Origin of the sequence: Novosphingobium olei (assembly GCF_037076535.1) — a bacterium.
Lineage (GTDB): Bacteria > Pseudomonadota > Alphaproteobacteria > Sphingomonadales > Sphingomonadaceae > Novosphingobium > Novosphingobium olei.
In genome coordinates this window covers 3901305-3920484 of sequence record NZ_AP029021.1, presented here as the reverse complement: position 1 = coordinate 3920484, position 19180 = coordinate 3901305, and the positions used below count along the sequence as shown (strand labels likewise).

Genomic DNA, 19180 nt, shown 5'->3' with positions numbered 1-19180 from the left:
GTCGGGCCGCCAAGGGGGGAAGAGGGACATGAGCGATCGGCCTGAAGTCGCCATCGTCATGGGCAGCCAGTCCGACTGGGAGACGATGAAGAACGCCGCCGCCGTGCTCGACAAGCTCGGCGTCGCGCACGATTGCCGCATCGTTTCGGCGCACCGCACGCCTGACCGGCTCGTCGCCTTCGCCAAGGGCGCGCACCTCGAAGGGTTCCGGGTGATCATCGCCGGGGCCGGCGGCGCCGCGCACCTGCCCGGCATGGTCGCCTCGATGACGCACCTTCCCGTGCTGGGCGTGCCGGTCGAATCGAAGGCACTCAAGGGCATGGATTCGCTGCTCTCGATCGTCCAGATGCCCGGGGGCATCCCCGTCGCGACGCTCGCCATCGGCGTTCCGGGGGCGACCAACGCCGGCATCCTCGCCGCCTCGATCCTCGCGACTTCGGACGCAGATCTGGCGCAGCGGCTGATCGCGTTCCGCACCGCGCAGACCGATTCGGTGGCGGAGAAGCCGGTCTGATGATCCCTCCCGGCGAGACGATCGGCATCCTCGGCGGCGGCCAGCTTGGCCGGATGATCGCGCTTGCCGCGGCGAACCTCGGCTATCGCTGCCACGTCTATGCGCCCGAAGCGGATTCGATCGCGGCGGATGTCTGCGCCGCGTTCACGCAGGGCCACTACGACGACACCGAAAAGCTCTCCGCCTTTGCCGAAACCTGCGCGGTCGTTACCTACGAATTCGAGAACGTCGCTGCCGCCCCGCTCGAAGCGGTGACGGCGCATGCGCCGCTGCATCCGCCGGCGCGCGCGCTCGAAGTGGCGCAGGATCGCGTCAACGAAAAGACCTTCGTCGAAGCGCTGGGCGGCCGCCCCGCCCCGTGGGCCAAGGTCGACAGCAAGGCTGACCTGCTCGATGCCGTCGCCCGCATCGGCACGCCCGGCATCCTCAAGACCCGGCGTGATGGCTACGACGGCAAGGGGCAGTGGCGGATCATGTCCACGGCCGATGCGCAAGCGCTCGACCTTCCCACCAAGCCGCTGATCTACGAAGGGTTCGTGACGTTCGGGGCCGAGTTCTCGGTGATCCTCGTGCGTGGGGCCGATGGCGACGTGCGGTTCTGGGATTCGGCGCAGAACGTGCACAAGGACGGCATCCTCGACCGCTCGACCGTGCCTGCATCGCCGGTGATCCTCTCGCAGGTGGAAGAGGCGCGCGCGCTGGCGCGGCAGGTGGCCGATGCGCTGCATTACGTGGGCGTGCTGACGCTCGAATTCTTCGCCACCGAGGCGGGGCCGGTGTTCAACGAAATGGCGCCGCGCGTGCACAACTCGGGCCACTGGACGATCGAGGGCGCGCTCACCAGCCAGTTCGAAAACCACGTCCGCGCGATTTGCGGCCTGCCGCTGGGGTCGACCGCGCTCGCAGCGCAAGGCGCGGTGATGGACAACCTGATCGGCGACGACGCGCACGATTGGCCGGCGCTCCTGTCCGACCCCGCCAACCACCTCCACCTTTACGGCAAGGCGGCGGTGCGGCCGGGCCGCAAGATGGGGCACGTGACGCGGCTGGTGCTGTGACGCAAGGCCGGTCGATCTTTTCCATCTTCGCGCGTGCGCGCGATGGAACCATTGGCGACCAGGGCCGGCTCGCGTGGCAGATTCCCAGTGATCTCAAGCGGTTCAAGGCGCTGACCATGGGCCTGCCGATGATCATGGGGCGCAAGACGTTCGATTCGCTTCCCGGCCTGCTGCCCGGCCGCCGCCACATCGTGCTGACGCGCGACAGCGCATGGGCCGCGCCCGGCGCAGAGGTGGCGCACGATGTCGCAGGCGCACTGGCGCTGGCGGGCGATGGCGATGTCGCGGTGATCGGCGGCGCGGAAGTGTTCGCGCTGTTCGAGCCCATCGTCACCCGCATCGAACTGACCGAAGTCCACGCCGCGTTTGCCGGTGACACGATGATGCCCTATCCCGGCGCGCAATGGCGCGAAACGGCGCGCGAGGCCCATCCCGCGACGGATGGACGGCCCGCGTACGATTTCGTCACGCTGGAGAGGGGCTGAACCGGAATGACCATCGTGCGGCGCGTCGGCTGGGGCCTGATCTTCCTTGTCCTGCTGGTGGCTGCGGTGGTGTTCGGCCTTCTGCCCGGCATCGTCGAGCGCAGCATGAACCGGATCGACGGCAAGCCGCTGCTGCCCGTGTCCGCCCATGCCCGCGCGCTCCACGCTTCGCTGCAGATTGTCGACCTGCACGCCGATACGCTGATGTGGCAGCGCAACATCGACGACAAGGCCGAGCAGGGCCACGTCGACCTGCCCCGGTTGGAGGCGGGCAACGTCGCGCTGCAGGTGTTCTCGAGCGTGACCAAGACGCCCAGGGGCCAGAACTACGACGCCAACGGCGCAGACAGCGACAACATCACCGCGCTGGTAATTGCGCAGGCCCAGCCGCCGCGCACCTGGACCTCGCTCACCGAACGATCGCTGTGGCACGCGACCAAGCTCGACGAACAGGCTGCGCAGTCGGGCGGCGCGCTGCGCAAGGTGACCGACCCCGCCAGTCTCGACGCGCTGATCGCCGCACGGCAGGGCAAGAAGGTGCCCGTCGGCGCGCTGCTGTCGATCGAAGGGCTGCACGATCTGGAAGGCAAGGCGGAAAACCTCGACCGGCTTTATGCCGCGGGCTTCCGCATGGCCAGTCTGACGCACTTTTTCGACGATGAGCTGGCCGGATCGATGCACGGCCTGAAAAAGGGCGGGCTCACCCCGTTCGGGCGGCAGATCGTGCGGGCGATGGAAGACAAGGGCATGATCGTCGACATCGCCCACCTCAGCCATGCCGGGGTGGCCGACGTGCTGGCGATGGCCCGCCGCCCGGTGGTGTCGAGCCATGGCGGCGTGCAGGCCACCTGCAACGTCAACCGCAACCTGACCGACGATGAAATCCGCGGCGTTGCGCGCACCGGCGGGCTGGTCGGCATCGGATACTGGGATGCGGCGGTGTGCAGCACATCGCCGCGCGCGATCGCCCGGGCGATGCGCCACGTGCGCGATCTGGTGGGTATCGACCACGTCGCGCTGGGCAGCGATTTCGACGGCGCCACCACCACCCGGTTCGATACGTCGCAGCTGGAGCAGGTGACGCAGGCGCTGGTTGAGCAAGGCTTTTCGGATGATGATATTCGCGCCCTGATGGGCGGCAATGCCCTGCGCGTCTTGCGTCAGGGCATGATGCCGTTGCATGGGAGCGCGCCATGAGGCTCGACGCGCGCAACCCGGTTCCAGATTCCCTGCGCGGCGCGATCATCGCGCTGGGCAACTTCGACGGTTTCCACCTTGGCCACCAGGCCGTGGTGGGCGAAGCCGTGGCCTGGGCGCGCAGCGAGGGCCGCCCGGCGATCGTCGCCACGTTCGATCCGCATCCGGTGCGCCACTTCAAGCCCGATGCCCCGCCCTTCCGCCTGACCACGCTCGATCAGCGCGAGGACCTGTTCACCGCCGCGGGCGCCGCCGCGATGCTGGTCTTCGCCTTCGACGGCGAACTCGCCGGCACCAGCGCGCAGGATTTCGTGTGCAAGCTGCTGGCCGAGCGATTCGGCGCGGCCGGCGTGGTCACGGGCGAAGATTTCACCTTCGGCAAGGGACGTGGCGGCAACGTGCGCGTGCTGGCCGAGATCGGCGCCACCTGCGGCGTGCGCACCCGCGCGGTCGGCCCGGTGCTGGAAGGCGGCGAGGTCGTTTCGTCGAGCCGCATCCGCGAGGCCCTGCAGCATGGCGATTGCGCCACCGCCGCGCGCCTGCTGACCCGCCCGTTCACGGTGCGCGGCATCGTCCAGCATGGCGACAAGGTGGGGCGGCAGCTGAACTTCCCGACCGCCAACCTCGACATGAGCAACTACCTGCGCCCGGCCTACGGCATCTATGCGGTGACCGGCCGCCTGCCCGACGGGCGCGAGCTGAGGGGCGCCGCGAACATGGGCATCCGCCCCACGTTCGACCCGCCCAAAGAGCTGCTCGAGCCGCACTTCTTCGACTTTTCCGGCGATCTCTATGGCCAGCAGATCGAAGTCGCGTTCCACCACTTCCTGCGTGGCGAAGCGAAGTACGACAGCCTGGACGCGCTGATCGAACAGATCGGCAAGGACTGCGACGAGGCGCGCCGGCTGCTCGGCTAGTCCTTGCTCCGCCGCCTTCGCGAAACACTCACACTTTCTTACGTCCAGGCGCGATCCGAACCAAATTGCGCGAAGGCAATCGGGACGCTAAGGCCCGGCGGTTATGACTGACCAGCGCCCCGAAAAGCCGGACTATCGTCCGACCGTCTTCCTGCCGAAGACCGACTTCCCGATGAAGGCAGGCCTGCCGCAGAAGGAGCCGGGCATTCTGGCGCGCTGGCAGGAGCAGGACCTGTACCGCCGCTTGCGCGATGCGCGCGCGGGTGCGGAAAAGTTCATCCTCCACGATGGCCCGCCTTACGCCAATGGTGACATGCACATCGGCCATGCGCTGAACCACATCCTCAAGGACATGGTCTGCCGCACGCAGAGCCTGGCCGGCAAGGACGCGCCCTATGTTCCGGGGTGGGACTGCCACGGTCTTCCGATCGAATGGAAGGTCGAAGAGGAATACCGCAAGAAGAAGAAGAACAAGGACGAAGTTCCCCCGAAGGAATTCCGCGCCGAATGCCGCGCCTATGCCCAGAACTGGGTCAACGTGCAGCGCGAACAGTTGAAGCGGCTGGGCATCCTGGGCGATTGGGACCATCCCTACCTGACGATGGACTTCCAGGCCGAAGCCACCATCGTGGGCGAACTGCTCAAGTTTGCCGAAAGCGGCCAGCTCTATCGCGGAGCCAAGCCGGTGATGTGGTCGCCGGTGGAAAAGACCGCGCTCGCCGAAGCCGAAGTCGAATACGAGGATATCGTATCGACCCAGATCGACGTGGCGTTCGAGGTGATCGAGGCGGGCGACCCCGATCTCGTTGGCGCCTACGTGGTGATCTGGACGACCACGCCGTGGACGATCCCGGTCAACCAGGCGGTCGCCTATGGCCCGCACATCGACTACCACCTGATCGAGGCCGACGGCCGGCGCTATCTCGTGGCCGAACCGCTGGTGGCGGGCTTCATGCAGCGGCTGGGCCACGAAAGCCACGACCTGCACTTCATGATCAAGGGCGTGGCCTTCGAAGGCGCGAAGCTGCGCCATCCGATGCACCACCTGGGCGATTTCTTCGCCCGCCCCCGCCCGATGCTGGCCGGCGAATTCGTCACGGTCGATTCGGGCACCGGCTTCGTCCACATGGCACCCGACCATGGCGAGGACGACTTCGCGCTGTGCAAGGAAAACGGCATCGAGCCGGTGTTCGCGGTGCAGGGCGATGGCAAGTACCGCGAAGACTGGGGCTGGCTGGGCGGCCAGGGCAGCGTCATCAACCCCAAGTTCAACGCGCCCGACGGCCCGATCTGCGAAGACCTGCGCGCGGCCGGTGGCCTTGTCGCGGCGAGCGCCGACTACAAGCACTCCTACCCGCATTCGTGGCGTTCGAAGGCCAAGGTGATCTATCGCTGCACGCCGCAGTGGTTCGTGCCGATGGACCGTCCGTTGCCGCTGGCACACGAGGACGGCGTCGATCCGCTCGAAGCCGCGCTGCGCGAAGTGGGCGAGGCCAAGACGCTGCGCGAAACCGCGCTGCAGGCCATTGCCGACACCCGCTTCGTTCCCGAAAAGGGCCGCAACCGCATAGGTGCGATGGTCGAAGGCCGGCCCGACTGGGTGCTTTCGCGCCAGCGCGCCTGGGGCGTGCCGATCACGCTGTTCGTCGATCGCAGGACCGGCCAGTACCTGGCCGATCCGGCGGTCAACGCCCGCATCGTGGCCGCGATCCTGGCCGAAGGCGTCGATGCCTGGGACGATGAACGCGCGCAGGAATACCTGGGCGATGCCTATCGCGCCGAGGATTACGAGCGCGTCACCGATATTCTCGACGTGTGGTTCGATTCTGGATCGACCCATGCCTTCGTGCTCGAAAGCGGGCGCTGGCCTGACTTGCTGCGGCCCGAAGGCTGGACCGGCCCGCGCGCCGATCTCTATCTCGAAGGCAGCGACCAGCATCGCGGCTGGTTCCAGTCCTCGCTGCTCGAAGCCTGCGCCACGCGGGGCCATGCGCCCTACAAGTCGGTTCTGACCCATGGCTTCACCATGGACCAGAAGGGCATGAAGATGTCCAAGTCGCTGGGCAACACAATCAGCCCGCTCGACCTGATGCGCGATTATGGCGCGGACATCCTGCGGCTTTGGGCGCTGTCGGTGGACTTCACCGAGGATCACCGCATCGGCAAGGAGATCCTGCAGGGGGTCGCCGACCAGTACCGCAAGCTGCGCAACACCTTCCGCTACCTGCTGGGCGCGCTCGACGGGTTCGACGAAGCCGAGCGCCTGCCCGTGGCCGACATGCCCGAGCTGGAACGCTACATGCTCGTGCAGCTCGAACGGCTCGATGCGACGCTGCGTCAGGCCGTCGCCGACTTTGACTACAACACCTACGTCCGCGCGCTGACCGAGTTCTGCAACGAAGATCTGTCGGCGTTCTTCTTCGATATCCGCAAAGACAGCCTCTATTGCGATTCGCCTTCGGACGCCAGGCGCCGTGCCTATCGCACCGTGCTCGACGTGCTGTTCCACGCGCTGGTGCGCTATGCCGCGCCGGTGCTGGTGTTCACCGCCGAAGAGGTGTGGCAGTCGCGCTATCCGCAAGGCGACAGCGTCCACCTGCTGACCTGGCCCGAACTGCCGGTATCGACCGTCGACGTCGATCGCTGGACCGAGCTGCGCGCCCTGCGCACCGCGGTCAACGAAGCGATCGAGCCGCTGCGCCGTGAAAAGGTGCTCGGATCGGGCCTGGAAGCCACCGTTACCGTGCCCCAGAGCGCGCCGCAGGCCGATCTGGCAGAGCTGTTCATCACCGGGACAGTTGTGCGCGGGCAGGGCGATGACGTGACCGTGACCCGGACCTCTGACCACAAGTGCGGCCGCTGCTGGCGCCATCTTCCCGAAGTGGCGGAAGACGGCGACCTGTGCGATCGCTGCAGCGATGTCGTGGCGCAGGTTCCGGGAGCGCTGGCATGACGCGGGGCGCCTTGCGCGCCCTGGGACTGGGCGCCGCGTTCGCGGTGTTCGTTCTCGATCAGCTGGTGAAGTGGATCGTGGTCGGGCCGCTCGACCTGATCAACCTCGGCTCGATCCATCTCCTGCCCTTCTTCGACCTGCGCTTTACCCGCAATTATGGCGTGTCGCTGGGCATGTTCACGGCAAGCTCGGCGGAAATGCGCTTCGGCCTGGTCGCGGTAACCGCGCTGATCGCCAGCGGGGTGCTCGTCTGGCTGTGGCTGGAAAAGGCGCGCTGGGACGTGTTCGGGCTGGGCCTCGTGCTGGGCGGCGCGCTCGGCAACATCCGCGACCGGCTGACCGTCGGCTTCGTCATCGACTATGCCGATTTCCACATCGGCGAATGGCGCCCGTTCCTGATCTTCAACCTTGCCGATGTGGCCATCACCATCGGTGTCCTGATACTGCTTGCCCGCTCGCTGCTTTCGCGCGAAAAGCCCGCGTCGGGTAACCCTGTGCCCACGGAGACGAATTGATGCGTAAAGCCGCTGCCCTCTGCCTGCTCGCGATCGGAGCGAGCGCGCTGTCCGCTTGCGGCGCCGGTGGGTCCCTGTTCAATCGTGCCCGTCCCGACGAATTCGCGGTGACGCGCCAGGCGCCGCTGGTGGTGCCGCCCGATTTCGCGCTGACCCCGCCGAACCCCGGCGCCCCGCGCCCGCAGGATGTCGACAGCTCGAAGCAGGCATTGGACGCCCTGTTCGGCGGCCCGGCACCGCGCAGCGCGGTCGAAACCGACGCGCTGGGCAAGGCCGGCGCCTCGGCAGTCGGCATCCGCTCGACCGTGGGCGATCCTGAAACCCGCACCGTGGCCAAGGGCGCTGCCGTGCAGAACATCCTCGCCGCGCCCGAAGGCGATGGCCAGGCCGCGCAGGCCGGCGTCCCCGGCAAGAGCTGATCGCCGCTGCCACAAGGCTGAACGAAAGACCCCGCCGAAACGCGGGGTTTTTTGTGCGTGGCGCCGAGCCAGCACACAATCACCCACCCGCACGAACGAACGAACGAAGGTCAGTCCTTCGACAGGCTCAGGACGCGCGGTTCTGGATTGGCGAAAGTGGGGCGGGCACAGCGGCCCTAGCCGTCCGCGCCGGCTTCCTCGGGGCTTTCCCGCTCGACCAGCAGCTTGTCGATCTTGCGGCCGTCCATGTCGACCACCTCGAAGCGCCAGCCCTGGTCGTGGAAGTGGTCGCCTTCGGCCGGCAGCCGCTTGAGCACCGACAGCACGAACCCGGCGGCGGTGGCATAGTCGCGATCCTCGGGCAGATCGATCTCCAGCCGGTCGGCCATGGCATCGGCGGGCAGTGCACCCGATAGCAGCAGCGATCCGTTCTCGCGTTCGGTCACCATCGGCTCGTCGCCTTCATCGCCGTGGGCCACGAAGTTGCCGGCGATGGCCGAAAGCAGGTCCGCCGGGGTGACGATCCCTTCGAGATGGCCGTATTCGTCGTGCACCAGCGCCAAGGCTACTTCGGCCTGCTGGATCACGCGCAACGCGTCCATCGTATCGAGCTGGTCGGGCACGATCGCGGGCTTCTTCATCAGCGCGGGCAGCGTGACCGCCCCTTCGCGCAGCAGCACCGACAGCACGTCGCGCACCTTGACCACGCCGACGATGGTATCGACCGAGCCTTCGCCAATCAGCAGCAGCGAATGCGGGCTGTCCTCGATCGCTTCGTGCAAGTCTTGCTCCGGCGCGTCGACCGCGATCCAGTGCAATTGCGTGCGCGGCGTCATCACTTCGCGCACGGGGCGTTCGGCAAGGCGCATCACGCTGGTCATCAGCGCGCGCTCGTCTTCCTCGATCACGCCCGAACGGGTCGCTTCGGCGAAGATCATCTGCAGTTCTTCGGCGGTGACTTCCTGTTCGCTGCCGCGCGTCAGGCCGAGCAGGCGGATGATCAGGCCCGACGACCGGTCGAGCGCCCAGACGAACGGCGCCGTGACCTGCGACATGATCACCATCGGCCGCGCCGCCATCACCGCGATCGGCTCCGCCGCTTTCAGCGCCAGCTGCTTGGGCACCAGTTCGCCGACGACGAGGCTGAGATAGGTGGTGATTGCGATCACCAGCACGAAGCCCGCATTGGCGGCATAGGCCTGCGGCACGCCCAGCGCGGCCAGCCTTTCACCGACGGGTCCGCCCAGGCTGGATCCCGAATAGGCGCCCGCGACGATGCCGACGAGGGTGATCCCGATCTGCACCGTCGAAAGAAATTTGCCCGGATCGGATGCCAGCGTCAGCGCGGTGCGCGCGCCGCCGCTGCCGCCATCGGCCAGCACCTTGAGCCGCGCCGGGCGCGCCGAGACGATCGCCAGTTCCGACATGGAAAACAGGCCGTTGAGCACGACGAGGCCAACGATGATGAAGGCGTCTGGCCAGGGAAACGGTGTCACGACTTTGGCGCCTAGCAGATTTGCACAGGCGCGCGAAGGCCCCTGTTGCACCCGCCGGCCCTGCCATTCGCGCCGCACCGTTCGGGAACCGTTCAGCGCACAGCGGCGTAATGCTTGGGTTCCGCTCCGGCCGGGGCTAGCCTCTGGCCGGACGCAAGGATAACCGAAGGGGAAGAGTAATGAAGTTTCGTCGGGTTTTCGTCTCCGGCCTGTGCGCCGTGTCGCTGGTCAGCCTTTCGGCATGCGTGACCGACCCCAACACCGGTGAGCGCAAGGTTTCGCGCACCGCGATCGGCGGCCTCGGCGGTGCGCTGGGTGGCGCGCTGCTCGGCGGTCTGATCGGCGGCAAGACCGGCCGCATCCTCGGCGCCGGCATCGGCGGCGTGGCTGGCGCCGCGGTCGGCTACAACATGGACAAGCAGATCAAGCAGCTGCGCGAACAGACCGCCGGTTCGGGCATCGACGTTACGCCCACCGACAACGGCACGGCAATCCTGGTCAACCTGCCCAACGGCGTGACGTTCGACACCGATTCCACCGCGATCAAGCCCGCCTTCCGCGACACGCTCGACCGCGTCGCGCAGTCGCTGACCGACTATCCGAACTCGCTGATCGACGTGTACGGCTACACCGATTCGACCGGATCGGACGCCTACAACCAGCAGCTTTCGGAACGCCGCGCGCAGGCCGTTGCCTCGTATCTTTCGAGCCGCGGCGTCTCGGCCTCGCGCATCCGCAGCCAGGGCTTCGGTGAAAGCCAGCCGGTCGCCTCGAACGACACCGTGGAAGGCCGCGCCGCCAACCGCCGCGTCGAAATCAAGATCGTGCCGATCACCCAGGACGACGTCGCCCGCGCCCGTTCGGGCCAGTAAGCCCGGCGGTACGCACGATACCCTTGTTTCAGCCGGGTTGACCGTCAGGTCGCCCGGCTGGCATCGGCGCGGGGCAAAGGAGATTGCCCTCGTGTCCATCAAGCCCCGTCCCATTGCCGGCCGTTTGACCAATCCGATCGGCCTTGGCTGCATGTCGCTCAGCTGGGCCTATGGCGGCCGCCCTTCGGATGCAGATGGCATCGCCCTGCTCCACCGCGCCGTCGACCTTGGCTACGATCACTTCGATACCGCCCGCCTCTATGGCCTGGGCCACAACGAGACGCTGGTGGGCCAGGCGCTCAAGGGGCGTCGCGACAAGGTCTTCCTCGCGTCCAAGATGGGCATCTTCGCCAGCGGCGAAAAGCGCGGGATCGACTGCGCCCCCGCGACCATCCGTAGCGAGCTGGAGACCTCGCTCCGCCTGCTCCAGACCGACCACATCGATCTCTATTACATGCACCGGCGTGACTTCACCGTGCCGATCGAGGATTCGGTCGGCGAGATGGCGCGGCTGATCGAGGAGGGAAAGATCGGCGCGATCGGCCTGTCCGAAATGTCCGCCGACACGCTGCGCAAGGCCTGTGCGGTCCATCCCATCGCGGCGATGCAGACCGAATATTCGCCGTGGACCCGGCAGGCCGAAATCGCCGTGCTGGACGCCTGCGCGCAGACCGGCACCACGTTCGTCGCCTTTTCGCCCGTCGGCCGCGGCGCGCTGACGGATACCCTGCCCGAGCCCGACGGGCTTGAGGAAAAGGACATCCGCCGCGCGATGCCGCGCTTTCAGGGTGAAAACTGGGAAATCAACCGCAAGCTGCTGCAGGACTTCGCGCAGATCGCCGCGCGCGCCGGGGTTACCGCCGCACAGCTTTCGCTCGCCTGGGTGCTGTCGCGCGGCGACCATGTCGTGGCGATCCCCGGCACCGCGAAGATCCCGCACCTAGAAGAAAACATCGCCCGCTGGGACTGGGCGATCCCGGCCGACGTCGCTGCGCAAGTCGATGCGTTGATCAACCAGCAGACCGTTGCCGGCCATCGCTATGCAGCGGCAATGCTTTCGACCATCGACACCGAGGACTTTGCCTGAGCGCTATTCGCCGACCAACCGCGCGGCGCGTTCGGCCAGCCTGTCGACCGCCGCGCCATGGATCGCCGGCGCGGTGACGAGCAGGCCGAACGCGCGCGGATCGCGCTTGTTGTAATCGAGCGGCGCGCCGAAGGCATCGCTGACCGCCGCTCCCGCCTCGCGCGCGATCAGCGTGGCGGCGGCGATGTCCCATTCGAAGCCCCAGCGCAGCGTGGCGAGCAGGTCGGCCTCGTCCGCCGCGACCATGGCGATGCGCAGCGCGATCGAGTTGGGCTTTTCGACCAGCACCAGGTCGCGGTCGGCCTTGGCCAGCGCATCGGCCGGCACTCTGGCGCCCGGCAGCGTGGCCCGCTTGCTCGAAGCGAGCGTCTTGCCGTTGCGCCGCGCGCCCTGCCCTGCCGTCGCGCTCCAGAATTCGCCGCGCGCAGGCGCGCTCAGCATCCCGATCAGCGGCCGCCCGGCGCTGACCAGTCCGACCGAGACGCACCAGCCCGGCCGCCCGCGAATGAAATCGCGCGTGCCGTCGATCGGATCGACCAGCCAGCACAGGCCCCGCGAAAGCCGTTCGGGATGATCGACCGTCTCTTCCGAAAGCCAGCCCGCCGACGGCAGCAGCGCGCCGAGTTCGCGCTTCAGGAAGCTGTCGACTGCCATGTCCGCTTCGCTCACCGGGTCGCCGGGCATCTTCTCCCAGACCTGAGGGGCGTGGCCGTGCCCGGGCCAGTGCGCCAGCGCCATCGCGCCTGCTTCGTGGACGATCCGTTCAAGAGCCGCGTAATCGAGCATCGGCCCAAAGCGATGGGCCAAGCGCGATCGGCGCGCAAGCTTCACGCCGGCATCGCGATGCGCGCGCAATGGCTCATTCGTATGCGCAGCTACGGCACGGCTTACCCCCGGTGCGGCCTACCCTTTCCCTTAGTCGAATGATTAGGCCCCTTTTCAAGGTGGGAACCGTGTGCTTAAGGCGGCGGGACTCAGCTTTCGGCGGGGGGGACCATCGGCCCCGCTCGCCCCTCCTCCCACACTTTTCCAAGCGGGGAACTTCGCATGAACGTCCACGAATATCAGGCCAAGGAACTGCTCGCCAAGTTTGGCGTCGGCATTCCCGCAGGCATTCCTGCGCTGACGGTCGAAGAAGCGGTGGCTGCGGCAAAGCAGCTTCCGGGGCCGCTCTATGTGGTCAAGGCCCAGATTCACGCCGGTGGCCGCGGCAAGGGCAAGTTCAAGGAACTCGGCCCCGATGCCAAGGGCGGCGTGCGCCTCGCCAAGTCGATCGACGAAGTCGAAGCCTTCGCCAAGGAAATGCTCGGCAACACGCTCGTCACCGTGCAGACCGGTGAAGCGGGCAAGCAGGTCAACCGCCTGTACGTGACCGACGGTGTCGACATCGACAAGGAATACTACCTCTCGATGGTCGTCGACCGCGCCACCGGCCGCGTCGCGCTGATCGTGTCGACCGAAGGCGGCATGGACATCGAGGAAGTCGCCCACTCGACGCCGGAAAAGATCGCCACGATCGTGGTCGATCCGGCGCAGGGCTTCATGCCCCACCACGGCCGCGCCGTCGCCGCCGCGCTCAAGCTGTCGGGCGACCTTGCCAAGCAGGCCGCCACGATCGCCAAGCAGCTGTTCACCGCGTTCAACGCGCTGGATTGCGACATGCTCGAGATCAACCCGCTCGTCGAAACCAAGGACGGCAACCTGCTCGTCCTCGACACCAAGATGAGCTTCGATTCGAACGCGCTCTACCGTCACCCCGACGTCGTCGCCCTGCGCGACGAGACCGAGGAAGACCCGGCCGAGATCGAAGCCAGCAAGTACGACCTCGCCTACATCAAGCTCGACGGCAACATCGGCTGCATGGTGAACGGCGCCGGCCTTGCCATGGCGACGATGGACATCATCAAGCTGAACGGCGAATTCCCGGCGAACTTCCTCGACGTGGGCGGCGGCGCCACCACCGAGAAGGTGACCGCGGCGTTCAAGATCATTCTCCGCGACCCCGCGGTGAAGGGCATCCTCGTCAACATCTTCGGCGGCATCATGAAGTGCGACATCATCGCCGACGGCATCGTCGCCGCGGCGAAGGAAGTGAACCTGCAGGTTCCGCTCGTCGTCCGTCTCGAAGGCACCAACGTGCAGCAGGGCAAGGACATCCTTGCCAACTCGGGTCTCCCCATCGTTCCCGCCAACGACCTTGGCGATGCCGCTCAGAAGATCGTGGCCGAAGTCCGGAAGGTTTCCTGAACCATGTCGATTCTCGTCAACAAGAACACCAAGGTCATCACCCAGGGGATGACCGGCAAGACCGGCGCGTTCCACACCCAGGCCGCGCTCGACTACGGCACGCAGATGGTCGCGGGCGTGACCCCCGGCAAGGGCGGCACCAGCCACATCGGCCTGCCGCAGTATGACACCGTCGCCGAAGCGAAGGCCGCCACCGGCGCCACCGCTTCGTGCATCTACGTGCCGCCTCCGGGTGCCGCCGACGCGATCCTCGAAGCGATCGACGCGCAGATGGAACTGATCGTTTGCATCACCGAAGGCATCCCGGTGCTCGACATGGTGCGCGTGAAGCGCGCCCTTTCGGGCAGCAAGTCGCGCCTGATCGGCCCGAACTGCCCCGGCGTGCTGACCCCGAACGAATGCAAGATCGGCATCATGCCCGGCAGCATCTTCAAGAAGGGCTCGGTCGGCGTGGTCTCGCGCTCGGGCACGCTGACCTATGAAGCGGTGTTCCAGACCTCGAACATCGGCCTTGGCCAGACGACGGCTGTCGGCATCGGTGGCGACCCGGTCAACGGCACCAACTTCATCGACGTGCTCGAACTGTTCCTGGCCGACGAAGACACCAAGTCGATCATCATGATCGGCGAAATCGGTGGCGACGCCGAAGAACAGGCCGCGCAGTTCCTGATCGACGAGGCCAAGAAGGGCCGCAAGAAGCCGATGGCCGGCTTCATCGCGGGCCGCTCGGCCCCTCCGGGACGCCGCATGGGCCATGCCGGCGCGATCGTGTCGGGCGGCAAGGGCGATGCCGAAAGCAAGATCGCCGCGATGGAAGCCGCCGGCATCCGCGTCAGCCCCTCGCCGAGCCTGCTCGGCGAAACGCTGGCCGAAGTGCTGAAGGGCTGATCCCCTCGCACCTCGCGACAAGAAAAGAGGCCGGAGGGGAAACCTTCCGGCCTTTTTCTTTATCATCCTCCCCTGGAAGGGGAGGTGGCAGCGCGAATGCGATGACGGAGGGGTAATTTCGCAGCGCCGCGCTACCCCTCCACCACCCGGTACGGCACCAGATCACGCTGGCTGGGGTCGACGGCGATGCCCCGGTCGCTCGGCGGGAAGGCACGCTGGTCGCAGGCGTCGCGGGGGCAGATGCGGCAGGATATGCCGATGCGGGTGACGGCGTCCTCGCTGCGCAGGTTGAGCCCGTCGGCGTAGATGAATTCGTCGGCCAGCGCCGCTTCGCAGCCCAGCACCACGGCATAGCGGCGCGGCGGGCGGTAGAAGCTGCCCGATGGCTTCACCAGCCCCTTGGCAATCGAGACATAGCGGATGCCGTCGGGCATTTCGGCGAGCTGGACGTGGATGCGGTCGGGGATCGCCACCGCTTCGTGCACGATCCACAAGGGGCACGCGCCGCCGAAGCGGCCGAACTGAAGGCGCGTGGCCGAATGGCGCTTGGTGATGTTGCCGGCCATGTCGACGCGGGCGAAGAACACCGGAATGCCGCGCGCCTGCGGGCGTTGCAGGGTAGACAGGCGATGGCAGCACTGTTCGAAGCTCGTATGGAACAGCTGCCGCAACCGGTCGACGTCGTGCCGCAGCGTGCGCGCCGCGCTGCGGAACCGTTCGTAGGGCATCAGCAGCGCGCCCGCGGCATAGTTGCCGAGGCCCACCGTCAGCAGGTGCCGCGCCGCCTCCGTCCGCAGCGGCGCTTCGGCGACGATGGCCGCAATCTGGTCCGAAAGCGCCAGCGCGGCGACCTGGTAGGCCAGCTGGAAACGCCCGGATTCGAGCGGCTGGTTGCTGTCCAACTGGATCGCCCGCGCCGCCTCGTCGAAGCGGCGCATCGGGCCGCCGCTCTTCCATTCGACGCCCACGCCCGCCTGCCGCAGCCACTGCTGCATCGTGCGCACGCGCGGGGACGCTTCGTCGCCCGCGATCTCGTACGCCAGCCGTTCGGCATCGCGGTCGATCCGGTCGACATAGTTGTTGGCGAGGTGGAACCAGTCGCGCACTTCCTCCCACGGCAGGCGACCGCCCGCCGCAAGGCTCGCGCCGATGGTCTCGTCCATCATCTCGAGCCGCTGGCGGCTGCGCGCGTGCAGGCCGTGCAGTTCGACGAAGGCCTGGGCAAAGGCCGGGAACTGCCGCGCCAGCCGCTCGGCCTGTTCGCCCGGCACTTGCGTTGAAAGCTGCGGATCGGCCAGCGCGCTGCGCAGGCCCTCGGCAATCGTGTCGGCATCGGCCGGGGCAAGATCGGCCCAGTCGATCGGGAAGGCGCCCGCCAGCGCATCGGCCAGCGCCGGGGTCAGGTGCCGCTCGTCGTTTTCCAGCTGCGAGAGGTAGCTGGCGCTGATGCCCAGCGTGGCCGCCATTTCAGCCTGCCGCAGCCCTCGCCTTTGCCGCAGCGAGCGTAAGGGTTCGCCCGCAAAGATCCGCTTGTTCGCCATCGCTCTAGGCTAGTTTGCAAAGTGCCGCTTTGCAACTTTGCAGCATTACATTGGACAGCGCGAACCAAATCGGCCAGTCCGGCGCCCACTTACGAGATCTGAAGGGCAGAGGGTTTATGTCCGCGAACATTGCCGAGATGGAAAAGCGCCGCGAAGCCGCCCGCATGGGTGGCGGTCAGAAGCGCATCGATGCCCAGCACGCCAAGGGCAAGCTGACCGCGCGCGAACGCCTTGAAGTGCTGCTCGACGAAGGCAGCTTCGAGGAAGTGGACGCCTACGTCGAGCACAATTGCGTCGATTTCGGCATGCCCAACACGGTCATCCCGGGCGATGGCGTCGTCACCGGATCGGGCACGATCAACGGCCGCCTCGTGTTCGTGTTCAGCCAGGACTTCACCGTCTTCGGCGGCGCGGTGTCCGAACGCCACGCGATGAAGATCTGCAAGATCATGGACATGGCGCTGAAGGTCGGCGCGCCGGTGATCGGCCTCAACGATTCGGGCGGCGCCCGCATCCAGGAAGGTGTCGCCTCGCTCGGCGGCTATGCCGAAATCTTCCAGCGCAACGTCAATGCTTCGGGCGTGGTCCCGCAGATCAGCCTGATCATGGGCCCCTGCGCGGGCGGCGCGGTCTACAGCCCTGCGATGACCGACTTCATCTTCATGGTGAAGGACAGCAGCTACATGTTCGTCACCGGTCCCGACGTGGTCAAGACGGTGACCAACGAGATTGTGACCCAGGAAGAACTGGGCGGGGCGGTCACGCACACGACCAAGACCTCGGTCGCCGACCTCGCCTGCGAGAACGACATCGAAGCGCTGCTGCAGGTGCGCGAATTCTTCGACTACCTGCCCCAGTCCAATCGCACCGGCGTGCCCGAGCGCCCCACCTCGGACCCCTATGACCGGCTCGAGCCCAGCCTCGACACGATCATCCCGGCATCGGCCAACCAGCCCTACGACATGCACGAGGTTATCCGGAAGACGCTCGACGAGGGCGAATTCTTCGAGATCCAGCCCAAGCACGCCGGCAACATCATCTGCGGTTTCGGCCGCATCGAAGGCAAGACCGTGGGCGTCGTCGCCAACCAGCCGATGGTGCTGGCGGGCGTGCTCGACATCAACAGCTCGAAGAAGGCGGCGCGGTTCGTGCGCTTCTGCGACGCGTTCGAGATCCCGATCCTGACCTTCGTCGACGTGCCGGGCTTCCTGCCAGGCACCGCGCAGGAGCATAACGGCATCATCAAGCACGGCGCCAAGCTGCTGTTTGCCTATGCCGAAGCGACCGTGCCGAAGATCACCGTGATCACCCGCAAGGCCTATGGCGGCGCCTACGACGTCATGGCCTCCAAGCACCTGCGCGGCGATCTCAACTACGCCTGGCCCACCGCCGAAATCGCGGTGATGGGCGCCAAGGGCGCGGTCGAGATCATCTTCCGCGGCCTTTCGACCGAAGAGCAGGCGGTCAAGACCAAGGAATACGAAGACCGCTTCGCCAACCCGTTCGTGGCGGCGAGCAAGGGCTTCGTCGACGAGGTGATCCACCCGCATTCGACCCGCCGCCGCATCGCGCTGGGCCTGCGCAAGCTGCGCAACAAGAGCCTAGAGAACCCCTGGAAGAAGCACGACAACATCCCGCTTTGAGCGGGGTGGCCTCTCGCTTGGGCGAGGGGACGCAAGGGCTGTCCGGGCCTAGGTGGGTCCGGACTTCCCAGCCTTCAAAGGACAAGACATGACCGACATCTACATCGTTTCGGGCGCACGCACCGCCATCGGCTCGTTCGGCGGCAGCCTTGCTTCGCTGCGCCCGGCCGAGCTTGGCACGATTGCGATCAAGGCGGCGATCGAGCGCGCCGGGATCGCGCCGGCCGACGTGCAGAACGTGGTGATCGGCACCGTCGTCGCCAGCCAGCCCAAGGACGTCTACGTCAGCCGCGTCGCCGCGGTGAACGCAGGGATTCCGATCGAGGCGCCGGCGATGAACGTCAATCGCCTGTGCGGTTCGGGCCTGCAGGCGATCGTTTCGGCGGCGCAAGGCATCGCGCTTGGCGAACAGGACATCGCCGTCGCTGGCGGTGCCGAATCGATGTCGAACGCGCCGCACATGATCCTGACCGCGCGCAACGGGCAGAAGATGGGCGATCAGGTGCTGATGGACGCCATGCTGGGCGCGCTGCACGATCCGTTCGAGAACATCCACATGGGCGTCACGGCGGAGAACGTGGCCGAGCGCCTGTCGGTCAGCCGCGAGGAGCAGGACGCCCTCGCCGTCGAAAGCCACAAGCGTGCGGCCAATGCCGTCGCCAACGGCTATTTCAAGGACCAGATCGTCCCGGTCGAGATCAAGACCCGCAAGGGCACGGTCGTGTTCGACACCGACGAACATTTCCGCGCCGATGCCAGCCTTGAATCGATGGCGTCGCTGCGTCCGGTGTTCAAGAAGGACGGCACGGTCACCGCGGGCAATGCCTCGGGCCTCAACGACGGCGCGGGCGCGGTCGTGCTGGCGAGCGGCGAGGCGGTCGCCGAAAAGGGCCTCAAGCCGCTGGCCAAGATCCTTGCCTGGGGCCACGCTGGCGTGGAGCCGAACGTCATGGGCCTCGGTCCCGTCAAGGCGGTGCCGGTGGCCCTGCAGCGCGCCGGGCTGACGCTCGACCAGATCGACGTGATCGAATCGAACGAAGCCTTCGCCGCGCAGGCCTGCGGCGTCGCCAAGGAGCTGGGCTTCGATCCGGCCAAGACCAACGTCAACGGTTCGGGCATCAGCCTTGGCCACCCGATCGGCGCCACCGGCGCGATCCTGACGGTCAAGACGATCTACGAACTGCAGCGCATCGGCGGCCGCTATGGCCTGATCACGATGTGCATCGGCGGCGGCCAGGGCATCGCCATGGTGGTCGAACGGGTTTGAGGAACATGCGGGGCCGCCCGTCCGCAAGGACGGCGCGGTTCAGCACGGATCTTTGGCCCTGCATGGGCAAAGGGAGATGAC

The 19180-nt window shown here is 66.9% G+C and carries 17 protein-coding genes; 14 read left to right on the top strand and 3 right to left on the bottom strand.

What is annotated here, in order from left to right:
- Nucleotides 1–28 precede the first annotated feature (28 nt).
- From purE to AACH40_RS18515, 8 genes are all read left to right on the top strand, one after another.
- Nucleotides 29–514 carry a 5-(carboxyamino)imidazole ribonucleotide mutase gene (purE, locus tag AACH40_RS18550; RefSeq protein ID WP_169493735.1) on the top strand — a complete coding sequence of 162 codons (486 nt, stop codon included), beginning with the start codon at nt 29–31 and terminating at the stop codon, nt 512–514.
- Nucleotides 514–1572, top strand: coding sequence for a 5-(carboxyamino)imidazole ribonucleotide synthase (locus tag AACH40_RS18545; protein ID WP_338643640.1), 1059 nt, complete (start codon nt 514–516; stop codon nt 1570–1572). Before purE ends, AACH40_RS18545 begins: the two co-directional genes overlap by 1 nt.
- Nucleotides 1569–2057: a dihydrofolate reductase gene (locus AACH40_RS18540; protein WP_338643639.1), complete on the top strand. Its 489-nt coding sequence runs from the start codon at nt 1569–1571 to the stop codon at nt 2055–2057. Before AACH40_RS18545 ends, AACH40_RS18540 begins: the two co-directional genes overlap by 4 nt.
- Nucleotides 2058–2063: 6 nt before the next feature.
- On the top strand, nt 2064–3254 hold the full coding sequence (locus AACH40_RS18535) for a dipeptidase (protein ID WP_338643638.1): 1191 nt from the start codon (nt 2064–2066) through the stop codon (nt 3252–3254).
- Nucleotides 3251–4171, top strand: a complete 921-nt coding sequence (locus AACH40_RS18530; protein WP_338643637.1) for a bifunctional riboflavin kinase/FAD synthetase — start codon at nt 3251–3253, stop codon at nt 4169–4171. Before AACH40_RS18535 ends, AACH40_RS18530 begins: the two co-directional genes overlap by 4 nt.
- Before the next feature lie 103 nt (nt 4172–4274).
- Complete coding sequence (ileS, locus tag AACH40_RS18525) at nt 4275–7124, top strand: isoleucine--tRNA ligase (protein WP_338643635.1); 2850 nt, start codon at nt 4275–4277, stop codon at nt 7122–7124.
- Nucleotides 7121–7639, top strand: coding sequence for a signal peptidase II (lspA, locus tag AACH40_RS18520; RefSeq protein WP_338643634.1), 519 nt, complete (start codon nt 7121–7123; stop codon nt 7637–7639). The genes ileS and lspA overlap by 4 nt, the downstream gene beginning before the upstream one ends.
- Nucleotides 7639–8058, top strand: coding sequence for a DUF3035 domain-containing protein (locus AACH40_RS18515; RefSeq protein ID WP_338643633.1), 420 nt, complete (start codon nt 7639–7641; stop codon nt 8056–8058). Before lspA ends, AACH40_RS18515 begins: the two co-directional genes overlap by 1 nt.
- A 176-nt stretch (nt 8059–8234) precedes the next feature.
- Here AACH40_RS18515 and AACH40_RS18510 read toward each other — a convergent pair whose 3' ends face one another.
- Nucleotides 8235–9554: a hemolysin family protein gene (locus AACH40_RS18510; protein ID WP_338643632.1), complete on the bottom strand. Its 1320-nt coding sequence runs from the start codon at nt 9552–9554 to the stop codon at nt 8235–8237.
- Between the two features lie 179 nt (nt 9555–9733).
- On the opposite strand from AACH40_RS18510, the gene AACH40_RS18505 reads away from it, so the two are divergent.
- Entirely contained in the window at nt 9734–10426 is a 693-nt protein-coding gene (locus AACH40_RS18505) for an OmpA family protein (RefSeq protein ID WP_338643631.1), read from the top strand.
- A gap of 91 nt (nt 10427–10517) precedes the next feature.
- The gene (locus AACH40_RS18500; protein WP_338643630.1) at nt 10518–11513 is read left to right on the top strand and encodes an aldo/keto reductase; all 996 of its coding nucleotides are present in this window, start codon (nt 10518–10520) and stop codon (nt 11511–11513) included.
- A 3-nt stretch (nt 11514–11516) separates the two neighbouring features.
- Here AACH40_RS18500 and AACH40_RS18495 read toward each other — a convergent pair whose 3' ends face one another.
- Nucleotides 11517–12299, bottom strand: coding sequence for a 3'(2'),5'-bisphosphate nucleotidase CysQ (locus tag AACH40_RS18495; protein WP_338646194.1), 783 nt, complete (start codon nt 12297–12299; stop codon nt 11517–11519).
- A 261-nt stretch (nt 12300–12560) separates the two neighbouring features.
- Between AACH40_RS18495 and sucC the strand changes: the two genes are divergently transcribed.
- Together sucC and sucD are read left to right on the top strand one after the other, a co-directional pair.
- The gene (gene sucC / locus AACH40_RS18490) at nt 12561–13760 is read left to right on the top strand and encodes an ADP-forming succinate--CoA ligase subunit beta (protein ID WP_338643629.1); all 1200 of its coding nucleotides are present in this window, start codon (nt 12561–12563) and stop codon (nt 13758–13760) included.
- A 3-nt stretch (nt 13761–13763) separates the two neighbouring features.
- Nucleotides 13764–14648 (top strand): succinate--CoA ligase subunit alpha, encoded by an 885-nt coding sequence (sucD, locus tag AACH40_RS18485; protein ID WP_169493746.1) that lies wholly within the window; start codon nt 13764–13766, stop codon nt 14646–14648.
- Between the two features lie 131 nt (nt 14649–14779).
- Here the strand turns inward: sucD and AACH40_RS18480 are convergent, their stop codons facing one another.
- Nucleotides 14780–16189 (bottom strand): helix-turn-helix domain-containing protein, encoded by a 1410-nt coding sequence (locus AACH40_RS18480; RefSeq protein ID WP_338643628.1) that lies wholly within the window; start codon nt 16187–16189, stop codon nt 14780–14782.
- Nucleotides 16190–16305: 116 nt separating this feature from the next.
- Here AACH40_RS18480 and AACH40_RS18475 point away from each other — a divergent pair, with 116 nt between their 5' ends.
- Nucleotides 16306–17832, top strand: coding sequence for an acyl-CoA carboxylase subunit beta (locus tag AACH40_RS18475; protein WP_169493749.1), 1527 nt, complete (start codon nt 16306–16308; stop codon nt 17830–17832).
- Between the two features lie 88 nt (nt 17833–17920).
- The gene (locus tag AACH40_RS18470) at nt 17921–19099 is read left to right on the top strand and encodes an acetyl-CoA C-acyltransferase family protein (protein WP_338643627.1); all 1179 of its coding nucleotides are present in this window, start codon (nt 17921–17923) and stop codon (nt 19097–19099) included.
- The last annotated feature ends 81 nt before the right edge of the window (nt 19100–19180 follow it).